General features: G+C 55.8%; 19 protein-coding genes, 4 tRNA genes and 1 other RNA gene. 21 read left to right on the top strand and 3 right to left on the bottom strand.

Features of this window, described 5'->3' with window-relative positions; genetic code table 11:
• The first annotated feature begins 5 nt into the window (after positions 1-5).
• The 6 genes from HQL76_06525 (at position 6) to hypB (ending at position 4,705) form a co-directional block, all read left to right on the top strand.
• Entirely contained in the window at positions 6-1,367 is a 1,362-nt protein-coding gene (locus HQL76_06525; GenBank protein ID MBF0108809.1) for a DegQ family serine endoprotease, read from the top strand.
• 18 nt (positions 1,368-1,385) lie between these two features.
• Positions 1,386-2,510: a hypothetical protein gene (locus tag HQL76_06520; protein MBF0108808.1), complete on the top strand. Its 1,125-nt coding sequence runs from the start codon at positions 1,386-1,388 to the stop codon at positions 2,508-2,510.
• A 39-nt stretch (positions 2,511-2,549) separates the two neighbouring features.
• Complete coding sequence (locus HQL76_06515; GenBank protein MBF0108807.1) at positions 2,550-2,897, top strand: hydrogenase maturation nickel metallochaperone HypA; 348 nt, start codon at positions 2,550-2,552, stop codon at positions 2,895-2,897.
• Between the two features lie 150 nt (positions 2,898-3,047).
• Positions 3,048-3,371: a nucleotidyltransferase domain-containing protein gene (locus HQL76_06510; GenBank protein MBF0108806.1), complete on the top strand. Its 324-nt coding sequence runs from the start codon at positions 3,048-3,050 to the stop codon at positions 3,369-3,371.
• The gene (locus HQL76_06505) at positions 3,358-3,756 is read left to right on the top strand and encodes a HEPN domain-containing protein (protein MBF0108805.1); all 399 of its coding nucleotides are present in this window, start codon (positions 3,358-3,360) and stop codon (positions 3,754-3,756) included. The genes HQL76_06510 and HQL76_06505 overlap by 14 nt, the downstream gene beginning before the upstream one ends.
• A gap of 202 nt (positions 3,757-3,958) precedes the next feature.
• Entirely contained in the window at positions 3,959-4,705 is a 747-nt protein-coding gene (hypB, locus tag HQL76_06500; GenBank protein ID MBF0108804.1) for a hydrogenase nickel incorporation protein HypB, read from the top strand.
• 68 nt (positions 4,706-4,773) lie between these two features.
• Here the strand turns inward: hypB and ppk2 are convergent, their stop codons facing one another.
• Positions 4,774-5,613 (bottom strand): polyphosphate kinase 2, encoded by an 840-nt coding sequence (gene ppk2, locus HQL76_06495; GenBank protein MBF0108803.1) that lies wholly within the window; start codon positions 5,611-5,613, stop codon positions 4,774-4,776.
• A gap of 256 nt (positions 5,614-5,869) precedes the next feature.
• Here ppk2 and HQL76_06490 point away from each other — a divergent pair, with 256 nt between their 5' ends.
• Together HQL76_06490 and HQL76_06485 are read left to right on the top strand one after the other, a co-directional pair.
• Positions 5,870-6,811 carry a CHAD domain-containing protein gene (locus tag HQL76_06490; protein MBF0108802.1) on the top strand — a complete coding sequence of 314 codons (942 nt, stop codon included), beginning with the start codon at positions 5,870-5,872 and terminating at the stop codon, positions 6,809-6,811.
• Positions 6,812-7,014: 203 nt separating this feature from the next.
• Positions 7,015-7,091: transfer RNA gene (locus HQL76_06485), tRNA-Arg, on the top strand.
• Between the two features lie 242 nt (positions 7,092-7,333).
• On the opposite strand, the gene HQL76_06480 is transcribed toward HQL76_06485, so the two are convergent.
• Positions 7,334-7,410 (bottom strand) — tRNA-Ile (locus tag HQL76_06480).
• 120 nt (positions 7,411-7,530) lie between these two features.
• On the opposite strand from HQL76_06480, the gene HQL76_06475 reads away from it, so the two are divergent.
• The 13 genes from HQL76_06475 (at position 7,531) to HQL76_06415 (ending at position 19,884) form a co-directional block, all read left to right on the top strand.
• Positions 7,531-7,621 (top strand) — tRNA-Ser (locus tag HQL76_06475).
• Between the two features lie 39 nt (positions 7,622-7,660).
• On the top strand, positions 7,661-8,182 hold the full coding sequence (locus HQL76_06470; protein MBF0108801.1) for a hypothetical protein: 522 nt from the start codon (positions 7,661-7,663) through the stop codon (positions 8,180-8,182).
• The gene (locus tag HQL76_06465) at positions 8,179-8,676 is read left to right on the top strand and encodes a nucleoside deaminase (protein ID MBF0108800.1); all 498 of its coding nucleotides are present in this window, start codon (positions 8,179-8,181) and stop codon (positions 8,674-8,676) included. The genes HQL76_06470 and HQL76_06465 overlap by 4 nt, the downstream gene beginning before the upstream one ends.
• A gap of 98 nt (positions 8,677-8,774) precedes the next feature.
• Positions 8,775-8,865 (top strand) — tRNA-Ser (locus tag HQL76_06460).
• A 103-nt stretch (positions 8,866-8,968) separates the two neighbouring features.
• Positions 8,969-9,066: signal recognition particle sRNA small type (gene ffs / locus HQL76_06455), an RNA gene on the top strand.
• Positions 9,067-9,081: 15 nt separating this feature from the next.
• Complete coding sequence (gene dnaX, locus HQL76_06450) at positions 9,082-10,761, top strand: DNA polymerase III subunit gamma/tau (GenBank protein MBF0108799.1); 1,680 nt, start codon at positions 9,082-9,084, stop codon at positions 10,759-10,761.
• On the top strand, positions 10,758-11,081 hold the full coding sequence (locus HQL76_06445) for a YbaB/EbfC family nucleoid-associated protein (GenBank protein ID MBF0108798.1): 324 nt from the start codon (positions 10,758-10,760) through the stop codon (positions 11,079-11,081). The genes dnaX and HQL76_06445 overlap by 4 nt, the downstream gene beginning before the upstream one ends.
• A 58-nt stretch (positions 11,082-11,139) precedes the next feature.
• A complete protein-coding gene (recR, locus tag HQL76_06440) occupies positions 11,140-11,736 on the top strand; it encodes a recombination protein RecR (protein ID MBF0108797.1) in 597 nt (198 codons plus the stop codon).
• 348 nt (positions 11,737-12,084) lie between these two features.
• A complete protein-coding gene (locus HQL76_06435; GenBank protein MBF0108796.1) occupies positions 12,085-13,446 on the top strand; it encodes an AAA family ATPase in 1,362 nt (453 codons plus the stop codon).
• A 350-nt stretch (positions 13,447-13,796) separates the two neighbouring features.
• Positions 13,797-15,836, top strand: a complete 2,040-nt coding sequence (locus HQL76_06430; protein ID MBF0108795.1) for a 2-oxoacid:acceptor oxidoreductase family protein — start codon at positions 13,797-13,799, stop codon at positions 15,834-15,836.
• Positions 15,837-15,890: 54 nt separating this feature from the next.
• Entirely contained in the window at positions 15,891-17,543 is a 1,653-nt protein-coding gene (locus tag HQL76_06425; protein MBF0108794.1) for a thiamine pyrophosphate-binding protein, read from the top strand.
• Between the two features lie 183 nt (positions 17,544-17,726).
• Positions 17,727-19,013 carry an EAL domain-containing protein gene (locus HQL76_06420; GenBank protein ID MBF0108793.1) on the top strand — a complete coding sequence of 429 codons (1,287 nt, stop codon included), beginning with the start codon at positions 17,727-17,729 and terminating at the stop codon, positions 19,011-19,013.
• Between the two features lie 82 nt (positions 19,014-19,095).
• Positions 19,096-19,884, top strand: coding sequence for a hypothetical protein (locus HQL76_06415; protein ID MBF0108792.1), 789 nt, complete (start codon positions 19,096-19,098; stop codon positions 19,882-19,884).
• On the opposite strand, the gene HQL76_06410 is transcribed toward HQL76_06415, so the two are convergent.
• Positions 19,881-20,531 (bottom strand): hypothetical protein, encoded by a 651-nt coding sequence (locus HQL76_06410; GenBank protein MBF0108791.1) that lies wholly within the window; start codon positions 20,529-20,531, stop codon positions 19,881-19,883. The two genes, HQL76_06415 and HQL76_06410, sit on opposite strands and share 4 nt — an antisense overlap.
• Between the last annotated feature and the right edge of the window lie 223 nt (positions 20,532-20,754).

Raw genomic sequence — 20,754 nt, 5'->3', positions numbered from 1 at the left:
GAACGATGAATCGGAAAACAAGATCCCTTGCCATTCTTTTCTTGTATGGATTTTTTTTCATGGCCGCGCCCGGTCGTGCGGCACTTCCCGCGACCGTGGCCGGACAACCCCTCCCTTCCCTGGCCGACATGCTGGAAAAGGTGGTCCCGAGCGTCGTCAACATCACCACATCCACCCGCATTCGTACCGTGGAACATCCACTGCTCAGTGATCCCTTCTTCAGCCGCTTTTTCAACCTGCCGCGGATGGAACAGGAAAAAACCCAGCAAAGCCTCGGGTCGGGCGTCATCGTCGATGCGGCAAGAGGACTCGTCATCACCAACAACCATGTCATTCAAAAAGCGGATTCCATTTCGGTCACCCTGCGCAATGGGACAATCCTCCAGGGAAAGCGGGTGGGACTGGATCGTGACACCGACATTGGCCTGATCCAGATTCCGCCACAAGGACTCAAGGCAGCGACCCCCGGAGATTCCGATACCCTTCGGGTTGGCGATTTTGTCGTTGCCATCGGCAATCCTTTTGGCCTGGGGCAGACAGTCACCTCCGGCATCGTCAGCGCCCTCGGACGCAAAGGGCTGGGCCTCGAAGGGTATGAGGATTTCATCCAGACCGACGCCTCCATCAATCCGGGCAACTCGGGCGGCGCCCTGGTCAATCTGCGCGGCGAACTGGTCGGGATCAACACCGCCATTCTTGCCCAGGGCGGGGGCAATGTCGGCATCGGTTTTGCCATTCCGATCAATATGGCGCAACGGATCATCAAACAACTGATCCAGTTCGGGGCCGTTCGCCGCGGTCTGTTGGGTATCAGCTCCCAGGATCTGACCCCCGACCTGGCCAACGCCTTCGGCATCCGCCAACCTCAGGGAGCGGTCATCACGCGGGTCGTTCCCGGATCCGCCGCCGACAAGAGCGGGGTTCGTCCGGGTGATGTCGTGCTGTCCGCCAATGGACGCCCCATCACCGATTCGGCCAGTCTGCGCACTCTGATCGGATTGTCCCTGGTGGGCGACCGGATCCAACTGGATATTCTGCGTGACGGCAAACGCCAGCAGATCACAACCGAGGTCACCGAACCAAGAACGCGAAAAATCGAAGGAAAACGGATCGATCCCCGTTTTCTCGGGGCCGTCATGGAAAAACTGGAGGATGGAGAACAAAACGAACCCATTGTCGTCGTCTCCGTTCAACCCGACACACCGGCCTGGCAGGCAGGGCTGCGCGACGGCGATCGGATTCTCGCGGTCAACCGTCAAGCGGTCGGGACGTTCGAGGACTTATCGGCGATCGTTCAGAAAAACAGTCGCGAAATGCTGCTCAACATCCAACGGGGACAGGAAGGTTTTTTCATTCTCGTTCGTTGATCCTCCATGGAAGGGAAAATGAGAAAAAAACAACGCTTTGCACGATGGTTGAACGCAATGTCCGCACGGTTGGCAACCGTCATTGGAATGAAACGCGAACGCTGCCGGCGGCTGGCGCCGTTGTGGATGGTGGGACTGACGGCCATTCTTGCCCCGGCCCTGATTCAGGCCAATCCCGAGCGACTCGTCACCCCGCCCCCGCTCGATCCCGATCAGCCCTGGGAAGAGTCCATGGGACGCGGCGAAAATCTGATGGTCAAATACATGGATCTGGAACCCCTGGGCCTTCGCGGGCAGGGACGGATGGTACTGCATTCCCTGCAACCGCTGGTCAGCATGATCCGCTTCGATACGGTCGTGGGCAATCCGGAGCTGTGGCTCAAACGGATGGCTGGCACGTCCGCATTATCCCATTGGTTGCTGAATCGACAGAAACTGGGAGAAGTCAAACTGACCGGGTTGGAAGTTTTGATGACCGCCGAAGGGATCGCCTTTCGCTTCGAACGGGCGGAAAACGGGGATGGTCATCTGACCCGGGGACGGGGACGGTTCAGTCCCGATGGGTTGTGGGCGATTCGCACCGGTCCGTTATACCTTTCCCGGCCTCCTTTCAAGGATCTCGATCCACCGATTGCCCGTCCCATCGGATATGGCTCCATGGAGGTTTTCGGATCCAGGGGTCGGTGCAAGGTCATTCTCGGAGAAGCCTTTGCCCTCGATGCCAGTACGGGAAACGCGGTGGTCAACGCCCTTTGGAACGATGCGGCAACCCAGGGGACCATCGACCAGGTACGGGCGGAAATTGGCGTGGAGATGTCCACCTTTCGTGTCAACGATGCCTTTTTCGAACAGGGTCCGCGAGACCTGGCCCGAGGTCTCCTGGCTTATGCCGGATTGACCCCCTCATGGGGAATGGCGTTTCCCCGGATCACCCTGTCGAGTACCTTGACCGGCCCCCGATTCCATGCAAAGACATTACGTCTGTCTTCACCAAAATTGCAGGTTTGGGGCGAGGCCCAAGGTCTTTGGAATCCTTTTCCCGGGACCTTGGCGTTCAAGCTCGAGGCCAAGAGTCCGGGACGAGAAACGAAAAAATTTACCTGGTCCTCCGAGGAAAAACGAGACGATCAACCGGGATCTTGATGTATTGGGCACCGATCCCAAAGCCAGACAGGAATTGAAATGCATGAGATGTCGGTCTGTCAGGCATTGGTGACCCAGGTGACGGCCATCGCCGCCGCGCATCCGGGAGGGCACATTCGGGGAATTCATCTGCACAATGGTCCCTGTTCGGGTGTCGATTCCTCGTTGTTGCGTCATGCTTTCGAATTTTTTCAAAAAGGGACCATCGTTGCGGATGCCACCCTGACCATCGAGGATCAGCCGCTCACGGTTCGATGCCGCGATTGTGCCCATATCGGCGCCGTCGCGGTCAATGATTGGCGTTGTCCGGCCTGTTCCTCGCTTGCCACGGAGGTGGCGGGTGGTGATACATTGATCTTGGCCCGCCTGGAACTCGACATTCCCTGACCCGAAACAAGAAGGCCCTCCATGTGTAACTATTCAGAGCCCTCTCTGGATTCGGGATTATTGAAAGAAAAAAGGGGTCTGAACGGTTACGCCGCCGCGCAAGTCCGAGCCCATGAAACAGTTTACTTTGGATCTGGACGGAGGTGACGCATGAACCGCATCGACGAATCGACCATCCGCCGCGCCGCCGCTCTGCTGGCCGAAGCTATCGGGCCATCGCGCATCATTCTCTTCGGTTCCTTCGCCCGTGGCGACGCCCGGGAAGAATCGGATCTGGATCTGCTGGTGGTGGAACCCGAGGTGGGAAACCGTGTGCGGGAGATGACCCGCCTGCAACAGTTACTGCGCCCTTTGCGCATCCCCGTAGATCTGCTGGTTTGCTCCCGCGATGAAATGGAAGAGCGTCGCACCCATTCCAGTGGCGCCATTTATTGGGCCTTGCAGGAGGGGAGGATCATCCATGACTCCCTTTGATGAAGCGCGCCGCCTGTTGCGCAAGGCCGACCAGGACCGGGCCGTCTTTCACGCCATCAAGAATCAACCCGGCATCAATGCCGAGATGGCCTGTTTTCACGCCCAGCAGGCCGTGGAAAAATGTTTGAAAGCGGTCTTGCTGGCCAGTGGGATCACGTTTCGTCGTACCCATAACCTGAACGAATTGGTGGACCGGATCCTGGATCTTGGCCTTCCCTTTCCCTTTGCCGCCGATCATTTCAGCCTCCTGAATCCGTTCGCCGTGCTGTTGCGCTACGAAGACCTGGATATCTCCGGAATTCCTGTGGAAGAGGCGGAAAAAATGGTGGAAGATGTGCGGCATTGGGCCAGTGATGTGGTTGAGATGAGCGGAAAAAGCTTATGAACGGTCCGAATCAGCGCCATGTCAACGCCATTTCCGGTCGCTTGAGCCTGCGCCCGCCCCAGCGCCGCCCCCTGGAGATCCTGGACCGCATCACCGAGATTCTGCCCCCGCCGCGCAAGGACAATGACCTGCAGGCGGCGCTGGCGGTGATTCTCGGAAACCGTCACTCGACATTCCCTGACCCGAAACAAGAAGGCCCTCCATGTGCGATTCCTGTGGTTGCAGTGCGACAATCCATCCCAAATCGGAGACCCTTGAGGTCCACACCGCCGTCCTTGCGGCCAACAATGAAATGGCGGTCCACAACCGTCACCATCTGGAAGCGCACGGGGTGTTGGCGATCAATCTGATGTCCTCTCCCGGGGCAGGAAAGACCGCTCTTCTTGAAGCGACCATCGAAGCGTTGGGATCGCACCACCGTTTGGCGGTCATCGAAGGAGATCTGGAAACGGAAAACGACGCCCGTCGAATCCGCGCCAAAGGGGTGCCTGCGATTCAAATCACGACGGGAAGCGCCTGCCATCTGGATGCGGAAATGATCCACGAGGCCATGCATCGAATCGACCTTGGGACCATCGACATCCTGTTCATCGAGAATATTGGCAATCTGATCTGTCCCGCTGCCTACGATCTGGGACAGAAGGCGAATGTGATCCTCCTTTCGGTCACCGAGGGCGACGACAAACCAGCCAAATATCCGGTGATGTTTCGCATTGCCGATCTGATGCTGCTCTCCAAGACGGACCTGTTGCCCTATATGGACACGTTCCAACCATCCGAGGCGGAAGCGTGCCTGCGCCGGCTTGCCAATTCGGCGCCGGTGATGCCCATCTCCGCACGCAACGGTCTCGGGATGCGGCAATGGCTCGAATGGCTTGAAGAGAAACGGTCCCAGGTCCGGCAACCGGAAAACCGCCAACGTCAATTGCGACCCCATGTCCATCCCTGACCAGGGCATCCGGTCCCAAGCCGCCGGATACAAACCTCCGGGGACCGGATTGCCGCCAGGCCCATCAATCAATCGATACCGATTTCCTCCTGAACGGTACGCACGATGCGCGGGTCATAATCCATCAGTTCCCTTCTCTTTCCTTCATAATTGATCCGGCTCAGAAAATATTTGATGCTGTTGACCCGGGCCCTTTTCTTGTCGTCCGATTTAATGATGGTCCAGGGACAAAGAGAGGTCGAAGAATAGAAAAACATGTCCTCCTTGGCGTGGGTATAGTCGTCCCACTTGTCCTGCGATTCCTTATCGACCGGACTGAGTTTCCATTGTTTGAGGGGATCGGTCTCCCGCCTCTTGAAGCGGCGCAACTGCTCCTCCTTGCTGACCGAAAAATAGAACTTGAACAGAATGATTCCCGATCGGACCAACATTTCCTCGAACAGAGGGACGCTGCGGAGAAATTCACGCACCTGATCGCGATTGCAAAACCCCATGACCCGCTCCACCCCGGATCGGTTGTACCAGGAACGGTCGAAGAAACAGATTTCTCCCCCCGAAGGAAGATTGGGAACATACCTCTGGAAATACCATTGCGATTTTTCTTCGTCGGTCGGCTTGTTCAGGGCAACCACCCGGCAACCGCGAGGATTCAGATGTTCGATGAATCGTTTGATGGTTCCCCCCTTTCCCGAGGCATCCCGTCCTTCGAAAAGAGCCACCACCCGTTTGTTGCTCCCCTTGACCCAGTTTTGAAATTTCAACAATTCGATGTGCAGATCATGCATGGCCTCAAGATATTCGTCGTTGGCCATTTTTTTTATCTTTGGATGCTCCGTTGGTTGGGCCAGTTTGCTCCCTTCTCCGAGAATGATCGGGTTCGATGTATTTTTCTCATTGATTTCCGCCATGTCAGACTCCAAACCCGTGGTTTAATAGGAAACAATAATTGACGACTCCGATCACATCATTCCACTCCCCTTGATCGGCAGATTCGGACCAGGAGACAAAATCTTTTTTTTGTCCTGAAACAATCTTCCTTTATCACCGCCCTGCTCGGAAGCTGGTAGACAGAATGTCACCGGAAGGGATAGATTTGCCCGGAAAACGCAGGCATGGATACCCACAAAACGGGGAACCGTCCCCGAAGCCTCGGGAGAGAATCGTGTGAGTGGCAATCCTGATCGGGATGTTCAGGACATCCGGCTGATGAGCCGTCATGGAACGGGCGATGCTTTTGGCATGATTCTTCAGCAGAATCTTGCGATCATGCAGATGTGGGTTCCGGTTGCCTACGACCATTCCGATTGCGAGGGCATCCATCAGATGCGGGTCTGCCTGAGGAAGATGCGTTCGGCGCTGTCACTTTTTTCCAAGGCCATTTCTCCCCAACGGTTCGCCACCTGGGGGGAAGACATGAGATGGATCGCTGCCGCATTGGGACCGGCGCGGGACCTGGATGTGTTCTTGAATGAATCTCTTTGTCCATTGCTTGGCAAGACACCATTCAAGGAGGGAGAACGGATTCTGTTGGAACGGGCGCAAAACCAACGCAAGGAACTTCAATTCCAGGTTCGGCAGACCCTGGACAGCCCCCGGTATCGGACGTTCGTTCAGGAATTCGCAAAATGGTTGGAGATGCGCGGCTGGTTTCCGTGGGACATGCCGCCGCGGGAGCGGGTCCGGATGAACCGGAGCATTCGAGAATTTTCGGTCAAGGCATTGGATCGAAGGTTGATGAAAACCTGTTTCCTGGGAAAGAACCTGTCCTCCATGAGCGACACCGAGTTGCATGCCCTGCGGATCGAGTGCAAGAAGATGAGATATGCCACCGATTTTTTCGCCTCCCTTTTTCCCAGGGAAAAAGTCGCCCCTTTTCTGCAAAACCTCAAAGCGATTCAAAACATTCTGGGATTGATGAACGATGTGGCGGTACTGCCGAACATCATCGACCCCCTGGTGGAAGAAGCCTTCCACGCCGATGTTCTCCGTTTTTCGGGTGCGGTCTTCGGATGGCGGGCCAAAGGATATGCCGATGCCCGGGGACATCTTGACCTGTGTTGGTCTCAGTTCATCGCCACAGTTCCACCCTGGTTGCCTGGAGTCTGAACTCTTCAATGCGACAATCGAAAAAGTTCATCGGGAAATCGGATGGTAACGGTCGGGATGGCACGCAACCACTGGAAATCACCGAATGCTTATGTCAGGATGCCACGGAGGTCAACGGGGAAAGTCAAACCTGAAGATGGAGGGATGACCCCTTGACAATCAGAAACACCCACAGCAACCTTTCATAATCGTATCAAATCCATGTCCCCGTAGCTCAGCCGGATAGAGCAACGGATTCCTAATCCGTAGGCCGTGCGTTCAAATCGCGCCGGGGACGCCATTGAAGACAAAGACCCATACCAAATTTTTCTCGTTTATCATTGAGTGAAACGCGGGGAAAAACGCACCAGGGCATGTTCTCAATCGTTGAACTGCGTCATACGAAGAGAAGGCCGAAGTGCAGGAAAACGTGAATGTTTTTTATTTTTGATCAGGAAGAACCGATCCCCACTGCCAACGACACCCGACCCATCAATGGAATGATGCATGGGGAAACAACGGACGACCGGATCGTTCAATCGCTGGTGGGCCTAGGTGGACTCGAACCACCGACCTCACGCTTATCAGGCGTGCGCTCTAACCAGCTGAGCTATAGGCCCGTTCAAGCCGTCTTTACTACCCCATCCGGGATCCCGACGTCAAGGGTTGCTCGGAAAAATGATGACCTTCCTCGCAGGCATTGACTTCCTGCTTCATTTGAGGCAAAGATCCAGCGAAAAGGGGAGATGGCCGAGTGGTTGAAGGCGGCACCCTGCTAAGGTGTTATATCCAAATCGGGTATCGAGGGTTCGAATCCCTCTCTCTCCGCCAACCACCCAACCATTTTGCTCCCACATGATTCGCCTTCACTTGGGAAAGATCTTTTTTTTCCTCGCCATCGCCGCCATCGTCCTGGCGGCCCCCCTGCTCGAACAAAAAACCAGCACGGTGTACCTCCCCCTGAACCAACAGGGAAAAGGTCTGCTTTCGCTGGCACTCGCGCCGCACGTCACAAAAATTGTCGCCCGCCCCTCCGAAGAAATGATCGCAACAGGAGTCGGCGCCCCCCTGCATTTCATGATTCTTGACAAACGCACCTTGAATGTCTATCGCATGGTCGTCAAAACCGGCGAAAAAATCAAAGCCCCCTGGGATGGATGGATTCATCCCGTCGTTTTCGTGCCCGATCTGGTATTTCTCGAAGGAACCGCAATCCACGGTCCCGAGGGGCATGTCAATCCCGCAGTATGGATCGTCCTGCAAGACGAAAAAGGAAACCCCTTTCACGAAAGTTGGGTCTTTTCCCGGGATACCGCCCAGACTGCCTGGGACCACCAACGGTATGATCTGACCTTCCTGGGTCCAACCGAATCCATCGAAGGCGATTCATGAGCGCCCCGCCCACGCTCCAAGACCCCTTCCTCTCCCATGACGACGCCCTGAACTTCCTGGCCCTGCTGGCCGCATCAAAAGCCGGAAACCGCAACGAGATCCCCGTCGGAGCGATCCTTTCCGCCCCGACAGGAACAATCCTGGCCGAGGACTGCAATCAGGTCGTGGCTGCCAACGACCCCCTGGGCCACGCGGAATTGCGCGCCATCGTCCGCGCTGCCCGACTCGTCGGCAACTACCGCCTGACGGGCTGCCGCCTGGTGTCATCACTTCAACCTTGCCCCACATGCACCAACGCCATCCGCTCCGTTCGACTGGCGCAATGGAACCACCTGGCGGCCAGACCCGAGGAAAAACCGACGGAACAATCCGCATTCTCATGCCATCACCCCGCGCCCCAGGTCAGCGATTCCCATCCATCCACGCACCCAGGGATCGATTTTTCGACATGGTCCGTCGCATTGTTACGTTTTTTCTTTGAACCTCGAAGATAATTTTCTTATTGTAGGGCCTCGTCTCAAGCCTGAACGGATCGAAGTCCCCGGGATGCCACCTGCTTGAGAAGAAAACCTTGGAAGAACATTTGCACCATGGAGGGATGGCCGAGCGGTTGAAGGTGCACGCCTGGAAAGCGTGTGTACTCCACAAGGGTACCGAGGGTTCGAATCCCTCTCCCTCCGCCATGGTCGAGAACACGATGACTTGAAACACTTCGGGGTCCTCCAGGGAGCCCCCGGATGCAATCCGAGCCAACCCCCAAAATCCGATTGCGCGGGCGGCGTCGATGGTCAGGTCTTACGCAACGCAACCTCATGAACCCCGTCAGGACCGGAAGGTAGCAGCGGTAATGAGATCTTGAGTGTGCCGTATTCAACCTGACCGGAGCCGCCCTTAATCCCATGTCCAATTATGTCGTCCTTGCCAGACGCTGGCGCCCCCGCTCCTTCGACACGTTGATTGGGCAAAATCATGTGACGCGCGCCCTCGTCAATGCCCTCGACAGCGGTCGTCTATCCCATGCCTTTCTTTTTTCAGGCATTCGCGGTACCGGAAAAACCACGCTTGCCCGACTTCTCGCCCTCTGCCTCAATTGCGAAAAGGGAACCACCTCCACCCCCTGCGGTCAATGCGGATCCTGTACCGAAATCATCGCCGGCAACCATCCCGACGTCCTGGAGATCGACGCCGCATCCCGTACCAAGGTCGAACAGATGCGCGAATTGCTCGACATGGTCGCCTATGCCCCGTCACGCTCCCGCTTTCGCATCTTCATCCTCGATGAAGTCCACATGCTTTCCGTTCCCTCGTTCAATGCGCTGCTGAAAACGCTTGAGGAACCCCCGGAACATGTCAAATTTCTTTTTGCCACCACCGAACTGCGCAAACTCCCCGCCACCATACTCAGTCGGTGCCAACGATATGAACTCAAACGGGTCCCGGAGGAAATGCTCGCCGATCATATGGAGCGCATTCTCCTTCACGAAGGAATCCAATTCGAAAGCAATGCGTTGCGTCTGGTCGCCCAGGCCGCCGAAGGCTCGGTCCGCGATTCCCTGTCCTTGCTGGATCAGGTCATTTCTCATGGCAATGGCGTCGTTGCCCATGAAACCGTCCGTCAACTCCTGGGCTTGACCCAGAATGAAACCATCCTGACCCTCCTGAAACAGATCCTCTCCGGAGACGGAAAGAACCTTCTGGAAACCCTGTCCGACATTCATCGAATGGGCGTGGAACCCGAAAGCGTCGTCCGCGACCTTCTGACAAGAGTGCATGCCGAAGTCCGCATCAAGGTCGCCCGGGACAAACTTCCCGATACGTCCAATCCCGATTCCGCATTTTTGTCCCCGGTTTCCCTGGAACACCTGCAAATGGTCTACATGGTATTGAACAAGGGGGGGAATGAACTGCGCCAGACCGCGCATCCATGGCATGCCATGGAAATGCTCATGCTGCGCGTGTGTTATCTGGCCCCGGTCCCGGACCTCGACAAGTTGATTCGGGTTCTGGGCAACAGCCAGGCCCAGGGAGGAAGCAATGCGCCACCAACACCTCCAGTCAACCCATCACTCCACCGTCCCGATTCTTCGCAAGCAGCGCCGCTCCTTTCCGCCTCCAGGCCATTCCCAGTCAAAAACGACCGCTTCCCGGACAATTGGGCGCAACTGATCGCCCATGCGCGCACCACGCACCCCCCCCTGGCCATGAAACTCGGCGCCCAACTGGCCTGCCTTCGCTATCAGCCTCCCGCCGGGGAACGTTCCGGAATTATCGAACTCCAATTGATCAACGACTGTTTCGGAACACCAGAATCCATCGGCGATTCGATTTCAGAATTTCTGGATCAGAACTTTCAACAAAAAGTCAAAGTCATCGTCCATTCTTCCGCTTCCCAGGATCGACCCGAAACCTTGCAGGAGCGACATCTCAGGGAACAGGAGGAATCAGCCAGTCAATTGGAAAAGGAAATCGGCAGACATCCCGGCGTGCTCGCTCTGCGTACCCGGTTCAACGCCGAGGTCATCTCGATCACCCCTCCGGCAAACGGACACAATCATCAACCTTATGGAGAACTCCATTGAAAAACTTGGGAAACATCCTGAAACAAGCCCAGAAAATGCAGGGGGAAATGGCCAAGATTCAAGAAAAACTGGCCGAAACCACCGTCGTTGGCCAGGCTGGCGGCGGCATGGTCGAGATCACCATGGACGGCAAACAGGAAGTCCGCAAGGTGCGCATCGATCCTGAAGTGGTCAACAAGGAAGACGTGGAACTGCTGGAAGACATCATCGCCGCGGCCTTCAACGATGCCCAGAAAAAAGTCCAGGAACTGACCCGTGAAAGTTTGTCCCGGTTGACCGGAGGACTCAACCTTCCCGGAGGACTCAATCTGCCCTTTTGATCCGTTGAACCCCCTTTCCTTTCCATGCGCATGACCCCATTTTTTCGGGATTTCTCTCATGAAAGGTCTCCCCTCGGTAGAAAAGGCCATATCCCTTTTCTCCCGTTTTCCAGGTATCGGCAGGAAAAGCGCTCAAAGGATGATTCATTTCCTTCTGCGGCGCGAAGGCGTGGAGATCACGCAATTGATCGACGCCCTCGAATCATTGCGCGACCGGGTCGGTCTTTGCGTTCAATGTCACAACCTTGCCGAGGGGGAACACTGTTGGATCTGCATGGATCCCGAGCGCAGGACATCGATGCTGTGCATCGTCGAAGAACCTGCCGACCTCCTGGCCATCGAAAAGGCAGGGATCTATCGTGGGCGATACCATGTCCTTGGCGGTCGTCTCAATCCGCTTCACGGCATCGGCCCGCTTCAACTGCGGATGGAAAGCCTGAAAATCCGCCTTCAGGCCGGAGGCATCGAAGAGGTCGTCATCGCCACCAATCCCACGGTCGAGGGAGAGGCAACCGCCCACTATGTCGCCCAATTGGCCCAACCCTTCGCCACCAGGGTCACACGTCTGGCCTACGGTCTTCCCATGGGGGGAGAACTGGAATACCTGGATGAATCGACCTTGTTTCAGGCCATGGAAGGACGCAGACTGTTTTGACCTTCCCGTCCCCGAATTCGATCCCAAACAGGCGTTCGCTTTTGTTGTTCCACTATGAAATACAATATTTATTTGTGTTTCATGGTCCATCGAATCTCCATGAAACAATACGCCGAACGGTAAAAAAATCTATTCCCGTGTGCGGCCATCCGGTCGATTGGAATGCCTGGATCGGAGAGAAAAGGACATCTTTTCAATGTTTTGTTTTTTTTGGTGACTCCCGGATCGCACACAGGTATTCTTCGGTCGTTCTCGTCACCGATATGATCGCGAATCCCTTTCCGGTTTCATTTTAAATAAATAGACAATCCATGGACCTTGCATTTGAATCGAGTGGGGGTGAGTGCAATGCTGATTGAATTCACGATAGGCAACTTTGGCTCTTTCAACGAGCCCCAACGTTTGGAAATGGCGGCAACGCAGAATAAACGTCTCGCCACCAATCTGTTGACCACGGGTCTGAAACACCATCCACGGAAGGTGGCCAGCTCGGCGCTGATCTATGGTTTCAATGCTTCGGGCAAAAGCCAGATGGTCCAGGCGGCGCAATTCATGCGTGACATGGTCCTCAACTCCAACCGCAAACCGGTCGAGAAAAACCTGGCCATCACGCCATTTCTGCTGGATCCGGAATCCAATCGCCGCCCCAGCATGTTCGAGGTTGCCATCGTTGCCCGTGGAAACCTGTGCCGTTATGGGTTCAAGGCGGATCGCACCCTGGTCTGGGAAGAATGGCTCTCGATCCAGGGAAACCGTCGTGGTCAGCCCGATGGCTTCCGGCGGGTGTACGAGCCTGAGACCAACAGTTATCATGTGACGGTCAAGGGACTCAAGGGAATCCAATTGGCCATACAGCATGTCCCCGAGGACTGGCTGGCCCTGACGCATGTCTGCCAGGGGCATTTCACCAAGGATTCGAGGGATCAGTGGGAGGATGTCCTGGCGGTCTACAACTGGTTCAAGGACAAATTGCGGGTCATGCCGGTCATTCAAGAGGTCCCTCATGACAAGGCGCTCGAACTGTCCCGTGACACGGAACGAATGGTCTGGATCCTTAAACTTCTCCAGGTGGTCGATCCGGGAATCGATACCCTGCAACTGGAAAAATCGGAACGATTGTCAGCCGATGTCCAGTTGGACCTGATCGACCTGGTTGGTCGGGTCACCACCAGCCATGAGAAAAAATCCGCCCTGGTCAATGCCATCAAGGCCAGCGATACCGATGCCTTGGCCAAACTCGGGCTTGATTTCCAGGGAAGGGAACTGAAAATTGTCCGCACCATGCCCAAGTCCGGCGATTCGGTTTCCTTCAGCGCCGGCATGGAATCCCAGGGAACCAATCGGGTCTTCGCCATGGCCGGATGCATCAAGGATGTCATCGATAACGGCTTCGTCGTCATGATCGACGAAATGGAAATCGGCTTCCATTACCGACTGTCCCGGTTTCTTCTCGACCTGTTCAACGATCCCCAGCGAAATACCAATGGGGCGCAGATGGTGGCCACAACCCACAAATCCAATCTTCTCGATCAGAACTTCATGCGCCCCGACCAGTTGTGGATGATGGAAAAGAACGAGCATCACGAATCGCGGCTCTACCCCCTGTGTGACCTGGATGTCAAGCTGGCACGGCAACAGACCTGGCCACAATTTTTCCTTCAAGGAAACTTCGGCAGGATTCCCATGACCCGGGTCCGCAGAGTCCCTTGAAAGCCCCTTTCCCGCCCTGCGGATCAAGACGGCCCAGTCCCAGATGATCGCCCGGTATCGAGTGGAAAAAAGGTTTGTCCTCCCCATTCAAACCGGGCGCATCGCCAGAAACCTTCAATCAGGAAACAGGCCGGAAGCATCATCGCGCGATCCAAAAACGTGATTGAGCGATCGACGAATCTTTGTGCTCTTTCACGGTCCATGATATACACATGGCGAAACCTTTCTTTCGGATCCCGACGGAATTCCCCATGGGAATGCCCGAGAACGCCGGTGCGGAATCGAGTTCCCGATTTCACTGAGAATTCAGTTATCCATACAATTCAACCTACCCACGGAGGGCAAGACGGATGGCCACGCTGAATGCTGAACAACCACAGGCCTTTCCCTATCCGGGCATTCCCGGAACCGGAGACGGTTCCGACGCGATTGCCTATGTCGAAACAAGAGCGACGGATGGAGCGGCCGCTTATCCCATCACATCCTCGACCATCATGGGGCAACACTATCAGGTTGCCGTGGCCAATGGCTTCAAGAACGTCTGGGGTCAACCGATCGCCTGGATGGAACTTGAATCGGAACACTCTTCCGCTTCAGCCTGCGAAGGGTTTGCCCTGGCAGGTGGCCGGGTGACCAACTTCACTTCGGGTCAGGGCCTGATCCTCATGAAGGAGGTGCTCTATACCATCTCCGGCAAGAAACTTCCCCAGGTTCTCAACGTCGGCGCCCGGGCGCTGACCTCTCAATCGCTCAACGTCCATGCGGGGCATGACGATGTGATGGGGGTTTCCGATTGTGGATGGGGCATTCTGTTCGGCAACTGCGTCCAGGCCAATGCCGACCTGTGTCTGATTTCGCGTCACGCCTCCGAACGCTCCTTCATTCCCTTCATGAACGTCCAGGATGGTTTTCTTGGCACCCACACCATCGAAAACCTGAACTTTCCCGAGGATGAGCTGGTACGGGACTACCTGGGTGACCCCCGGGTCATGATGCGTCGGGTCTTCGACACCGACTTTCCCCTTCAGGTCGGCGTGGTGCAAAACCAGGATTCCTACATGCAGGGAAAGATCGGCCAGCGCTTTTTCTACGACAAGCTTCCCGGCATCCTCAAACAAAGCATGGACGAATTTTATCGCCTGACGGGGCGGCGGTATGATCTGATCGAGTGCATCCGGATGGAAGACGCGGAATACGCGATCATCGCCATGGGCACCCTGTCGGAAACGGCGACATCGGCCATCGATGTGGTCCGCGACAAACTGGGCATTCGCCTCGGAGTGGTCAACATTGTCAGCTACCGTCCCTTTCCGGCGGCGGAACTGGTCGCCGCGATCAAGAATTGCAAAGCGGTCTCCGTGATCGAACGCTGCGACATTCCCACCATGGTTGACAACCCCCTGACCACCGATGTCGAGGCCTCCCTGGCCAAGGCGGTCATGGGAATCGATGGATTCGAAAAAGTGGACTCGATTCCCTACGTCTGTTCCGGTGCCGCCGGGCTCGGATCCAGGGATACCACGCCGGGACACATCATCTCGGTGGTGCGCAACATGGTGAATGAAGATGGGCGCAGGAAACGGTTTTTCACCCTCGCCATCGATCATCCGACCGCCCTGGAGGTCACCGAGGAACCCGACGTTCGTCCTGCCGGCTCTTTTTCCGTGCGCGCCCATTCGGTGGGTGGTTATGGTACCATCACCACCAACAAGATCATCGCCACGATGTTGGGCGATTTGTTCAATTTCAAGGTCCAGGCAGCGCCCAAATACGGCTCCGAAAAGAAAGGGCTGCCAACCAACACCTATCTGACGGTAACCCCTGTCGGAAAAATATTGACCCACTGCGAACTTCAACAGGTGGAATTTGTCCCACTGATGGACCCGACGACCTGGTTCATGGGCAATCCCCTGGTCGGGATGCAGAACAACGGCATCGTGTTTCAACATACCGACGAACTGACCCCCGAAGCGTTGTGGGATTCGTTGCCCCCCTACGCCAAATATTTCATCCGCGAAAACAACATTCACTTCTATGGCGTCGATACCATCGAAATCGCCCGGGAATCGTGCCGTTCGGACCCCTCCCTGATCCAACGGTTCCAGGGGATTGTCCTTCTGGGGGTTTTCCTCCGGGTCACGCCGTTCCGGCAGAATGCGGGTTTGAGCAAGGAAGATCTGTTCGAAAAAGTCCGCAAACCGCTGACGAAATATTTCGGCAAGCGTGGCCAGAAGGTGGTCGAGGACAACCTTCAGGCAGCCCAACGCGGCTATGATCGGGTCATGGAAGTCACCCGGGCCATCATGGATGCGACCCCTCCGGAAATCCTCGCCGAGGGCAAGGTGGAGTGGGATGCCAAGGGCAAGGACGTCAACGCCTTCTTCATTTAATCATCATCTTGGTCTCTTTAGGATTCGTTCCGGAAACCAAGTCTGGAGGATGTCATGAGTCAACGCGCGAAAATTTACCTTGAACCGACCCCGCAGTGGTACGACAACAAGCGGGCCCGGGAAATCATCAATGCCTACAATTCAGGCAGTGGTTCCGGCCAGCCTGCCGATGCCTTTGTCGGTGTCTCGGCGGTACCGGCAGGCACCGGTTCCTATCGGGACTTTGCCTATATTGCCCCCGACCTGCCCGAATTCGACGCCGAAAGCTGCGTCGCCTGCATGGAATGCGTGCAGAACTGCCCCGACTCGTCGATCTGGGGTCTTGTCGTTCCGGGCAGCAAACTGGACGACAGCCTTCGTGTCGTCGATACCGAGGAAAACCGCGGTCTGGTGCGGCGACAATTCGCTCAAACCACCAAATTCTGGAAAACCTACGAAAAGAAAAAATCCTCGGATGGCAGTGGCACCGAGGGGGGCTGGTTTGGCATTTTCGTCGATCCGACCAAGTGCAAGGGCTGTGGCGAGTGCGTCACGGCGTGTGGTGACCACAAAGCCCTGAAAATGATCAAGAAAACCCGGGACAACCTTCCCGATTATTTTTCCATCTGGGATTATTTCAAGAAAACCCCAGAAACCCCGAGCGAATACATCAATCCCAAGCTCAAAGTGGACATCATGCTCAAGGACAGCGCCAACCAGTATGTCGGTGGCGCCGGGTCCTGCATGGGATGTGGCGAGACATCGGCGTTGCGGCAACTGTTGGCGATCACCCAGGAAGTCTACGGCAACAAGTTTGGCATCACTGCCAATACCGGATGCAATACCGTCTACGGCTCGACCTATCCGTACAATCCGTTTCGGGTTCCCTGGGTCAACTCGCTTTTCGAAAACTGTGCCACCGTCGCCATGGGCATCCGCGCCCATTGGGATCAGATCGGGCGGAAGGACCACGTCGTTCTGGCCCTGGGCGGTGACGGTTCGATGTTGGACATCGGCTTTCAATCCCTGTCACGCATGCTGGCCTCGGGGATGAATATCAAGGCAGTCTGCGTCGATACCCAGGTCTACTCCAACACCGGTGGGCAGACATCGACTGCCACCTTCATCGGCCAGGATGCCAAGATGTCGGTGCATGGATCGGTCGTGCGGGGCAAACTCGAACGGCGCAAGGAACTGGGCAACATTGCCATGATGCATCCCAACGTCTTCGTCGTCCAAACCGTTGGACCGATGATCAATCATTTTTACAAGGGGGTGGAACAGGCGCTTCGTTATCAAGGTCCTGCCCTGATTAACATTTACACCACCTGTCAACCCGAACATCAGGTTGCCGACGACGTCTCCTGCCAACAGGGAATCCTTGCCGTCGAGTCGCGGGCCTTTCCAGTGTTCGTGTACAATCCGGAAGGCGGTCCGACACTGGCATCCCGGCTGTCACTTCAGGGAAATCCCTCGGTCAAGAAGGACTGGCACACCCGCAAGACCAAGGATGGCGAGGAGGTGGTCAATTTCCTCACCTTTGCCCGAACCGAAGGTCGTTTTTCCAAACATTTTGGCAAGGACGGTAAACCCAGCGATGTCATTCTCGCGTCCCAACAGGATCGTTTGGACAACTGGCGTCTGCTTCAGGAACTGGCCGGCATCACCAACATCGACCGCGAGGCGGAATGGGAGGAGCAACGCTCCAAACAAAAAGGGGCTGCATGACGGCTGCCATCGCAATCGGAGCGCCTCGGAGTGAATCACGGGAGAAACTTCGACGATTCCAGGCCGGAGGGGTGTCCTCCTTCGGTCAGGGATTCTTGAATCTCCCAAGGGTTCATGACAGGCGGCATCCGATGGATCAATGTTCGGCGAACGGGTGATTCCGGGAAACAAAGGAGAAGATCAATGACCGCAGGAACGGGCTTGTACGGTGGCAAAAGTCTTGATGTGTTGGAAAAGTCCATCCACGAAGAGGGTGGCGTTTTTTTCGCTCGTTACAGGGACAGGAAGGTTGGATCGGGTTTTCAACGAATTTTCAGTTTCGTTCATCAACGTCAGGTAGGGTTCGAGGCGTTTTTTCAGGGACGGGATGATGCGGGTCGGATCATCCCCAGCGCCGAGATCTTCGATGAACTGACCAATCCGGACGATGCCTTGCAGATGGACCGCATGCGGTTGATTCTGCATGTCAAGAATTTCATGTCGGCGAGGATCGATGACCGGTGGCTGTTCATCAACATTCAGCCGAAGGCCATGGTGGGAAGGAAGGAACCCGATATTGGATTCTTTCACGATGTTTTGCGCAAGAACGGGCTGCCGACCAGCCAGGTGGTGGTGATGATCCGGGAGCATCCGGGTGAGAACGAAGCGGTGTTCAAGTCCCAGGTCAAGGAAATCCGTGATCTGGGGTGTCTGGTGCTGTTCGACGATTTCAACGGCGCCGCAGCCAATCTGGATCGTTTGTGGCAGTACAACCCCGATGTCGTCAAACTGCAACGTTCCGCCATCGAAAATGCTGCACGCTCGAAAAAAGCAAAGCGGATGTTGAACAAACTGGTCTCCCTCATTCACGCCTCGGGAGCGCTGGTGTTGATGGAAAAGATCGAGAACGAGGACGAGGCCTTCCTGGCGCGTCGGGTCGAGGCCGATTTCTGCCAGGGAAAATATTGGGGCGACCATGTCGTCCGCCCGGTTCGCTGGAGCCCCGGCGATACCCCAGGCAGCTTCCAGGCCCTGGTGGAAAAGGCGGAGAAAAGATATTTCCAGGATATGAAGAACAATACCCTGGAAATGGGAACCTTCTCGGGAGAATTCCAGGAATGCGCCTGGTCGCTGGCGGACGGCGTTCCCCTGGAAACCGCGGCCCAACCGCTCCTTGGCCTGAATCGGGTCCTCCGGGTCTATCTTCTGGACGGCAGGGGTGTTCAGAACCAGGAGAGCGTTTATCCTCCAGGCGAAGAAGACAAGCACGACAAGCGGTTCAAGCCAATCCAGGATCTTCGGGGGGCGACGGTGGCCCACCGTTCCGGCTTTCAGGATTCCATGCGCGATCCAGGCAAGGTCCACCTGTCACAGCCCTATCGTTCCATCGCCAGCCTGCAAACAGTCACGACCCTGTCGGTGACGATCAATCTTGACGGTCAACCACACACCCTCTGCTGCGATGTGCTGTGGCGCGAAGAGGCCATCTGATCGATGTCGTGGGGGGCTTGTCCGGAAGAAGGAACGGCATTTCCGGACCGGCCCCCCCGGACCACTCCTTGGGGAAGAACACGTGAACGAACAACTGGCCCGCATCATTCATGGACAACTGGTTCGCGACCGTTATCTTTCGGCGCGTAGTGCCAGCGCCATCTCGACACACCTGAATGTGGAAGATCCGCTTCTTGGTCTGAAGCCGGGGGTGCTGAAACACCGGGAGGAATACGAAGTGGACCTTCTGGTCTCGCCCCTGTTCACGCCGACCATGGAAGATCGGGCTGCGTGTGAACCATCTCTTCCTCTGGAGGGAATCACGGCGGATGACGAACGGGACCTCATCGGTCGCATGGAGGCCCAAGGGCTTCAATGCAAGGTGGTCTTTGGTGACGATTCAACCGTCATGTCCATCCCCGAAGTGGCGATCGAACGTCACATTCATCTGTTACGCCTGCGTGTTTCCGTGGCGGAAAGCATCCATGAGGCGTTGAAAAACCTTTTGACCGGCGCTGATCTGACCCTGGGGATGAGTTATGCCCGAAGCCAGATCTGGACCCGTTGTCCCCATCTTCTGGAGGAATGTCTGGCAGCCATGACGGCCAGACGTTCCTTTACGCTCGACAAGTTCGGCTTTCTTCGTGATTTTGTCCGCTCCTATCATCCAGGGGACATGGTTGCACTGGTGCAAGCCTTGAACAACCTGCTGGAGTCCTATCGGATTGGCAACGACAGGCCGGTATTCAACCAGCAACTGGAAGACCACCAGGCCACGGCCATCCGATCGGAACATTGCGGCGAGGCCATCCAGAAATACCGGGTGCAAATGGCACACGCACTTTTGGATGATTTCGGAAAGGGTGGCTAAGGCCCCATGTAACCATTCAGATCCCTCTCTGGATTCGGGACTATTGAAAGAAAAAAGGGGTCTGGGGGATTGCCCCCAGGGTTTTGTTTTTGTTTTTGATTTTGTTTTTTACGCGCCATTTCACCCGAAGCGAATTTCCGCGTTTTTTGCGGAAATTCGCGTAAGACGCGCCCCTTGGCCTGTCCTTCTTCGCGCTTTTTACGAAGAAGGGCAAACACCTTGCAAGTTGAAAGGCATGAAAACCTGCAAGGCGTCCCGATCTTTTCGCAAAAACCGCGAAAAGATCGGGACCAAGGCGTGCGCCTGCGCAAGATTCCCGCAAAAACCACGAGGGAATCTTGCTTCGGGTGAAATGGCGCGAAAAAAACAAAATCAAAACCCTGGGGGCAATCCCCAGACCCCTTTTTTCTTTCAATAATTTTTAGTACGGGGAGGGGTCTGAATGGTTCCGCCGACTCAGGCTTTTTCAAACGGCGGCACAGGATCGCCGCATCCACGGCATCCCTCCCCGGAATATCCTGCGGCAAATGGCCAAGAATTTCCTTTGCCTCCCGTTCCATCCCCTCGTTGAACAGAATCTCAGCCAGAACATTGCCGATATGAGGAATCAGTGACACGGAGGAACCCGATTTAAACCGTTCAAACACCTCCTGAGATTCCTGCACCCAATGGTCCCTTCCCAAGTGACGAATCAATTTGGCATTCAGGGAGGATGACCGTCAGTATCCCGCTCATTTCAAGAACTCCAAACCCTCTAGGGCCTGTTCTCAATCGTTGAGTTGCGTTAAACTGGTCCCCAGGAGGGATCAGAAATGGAACGGGAAATATTACGAGACGACCAATGGGAGCGTATCAAGGACCTTTTACCCG

The sequence above is a fragment of the Magnetococcales bacterium genome, from assembly GCA_015228815.1.
In the GTDB taxonomy this organism is placed as follows: Bacteria; Pseudomonadota; Magnetococcia; order Magnetococcales; family UBA8363; genus UBA8363.
The sequence above is the reverse complement of the archived record's forward strand: the minus strand, read 5'-3'. Positions and strand labels throughout refer to the sequence as shown.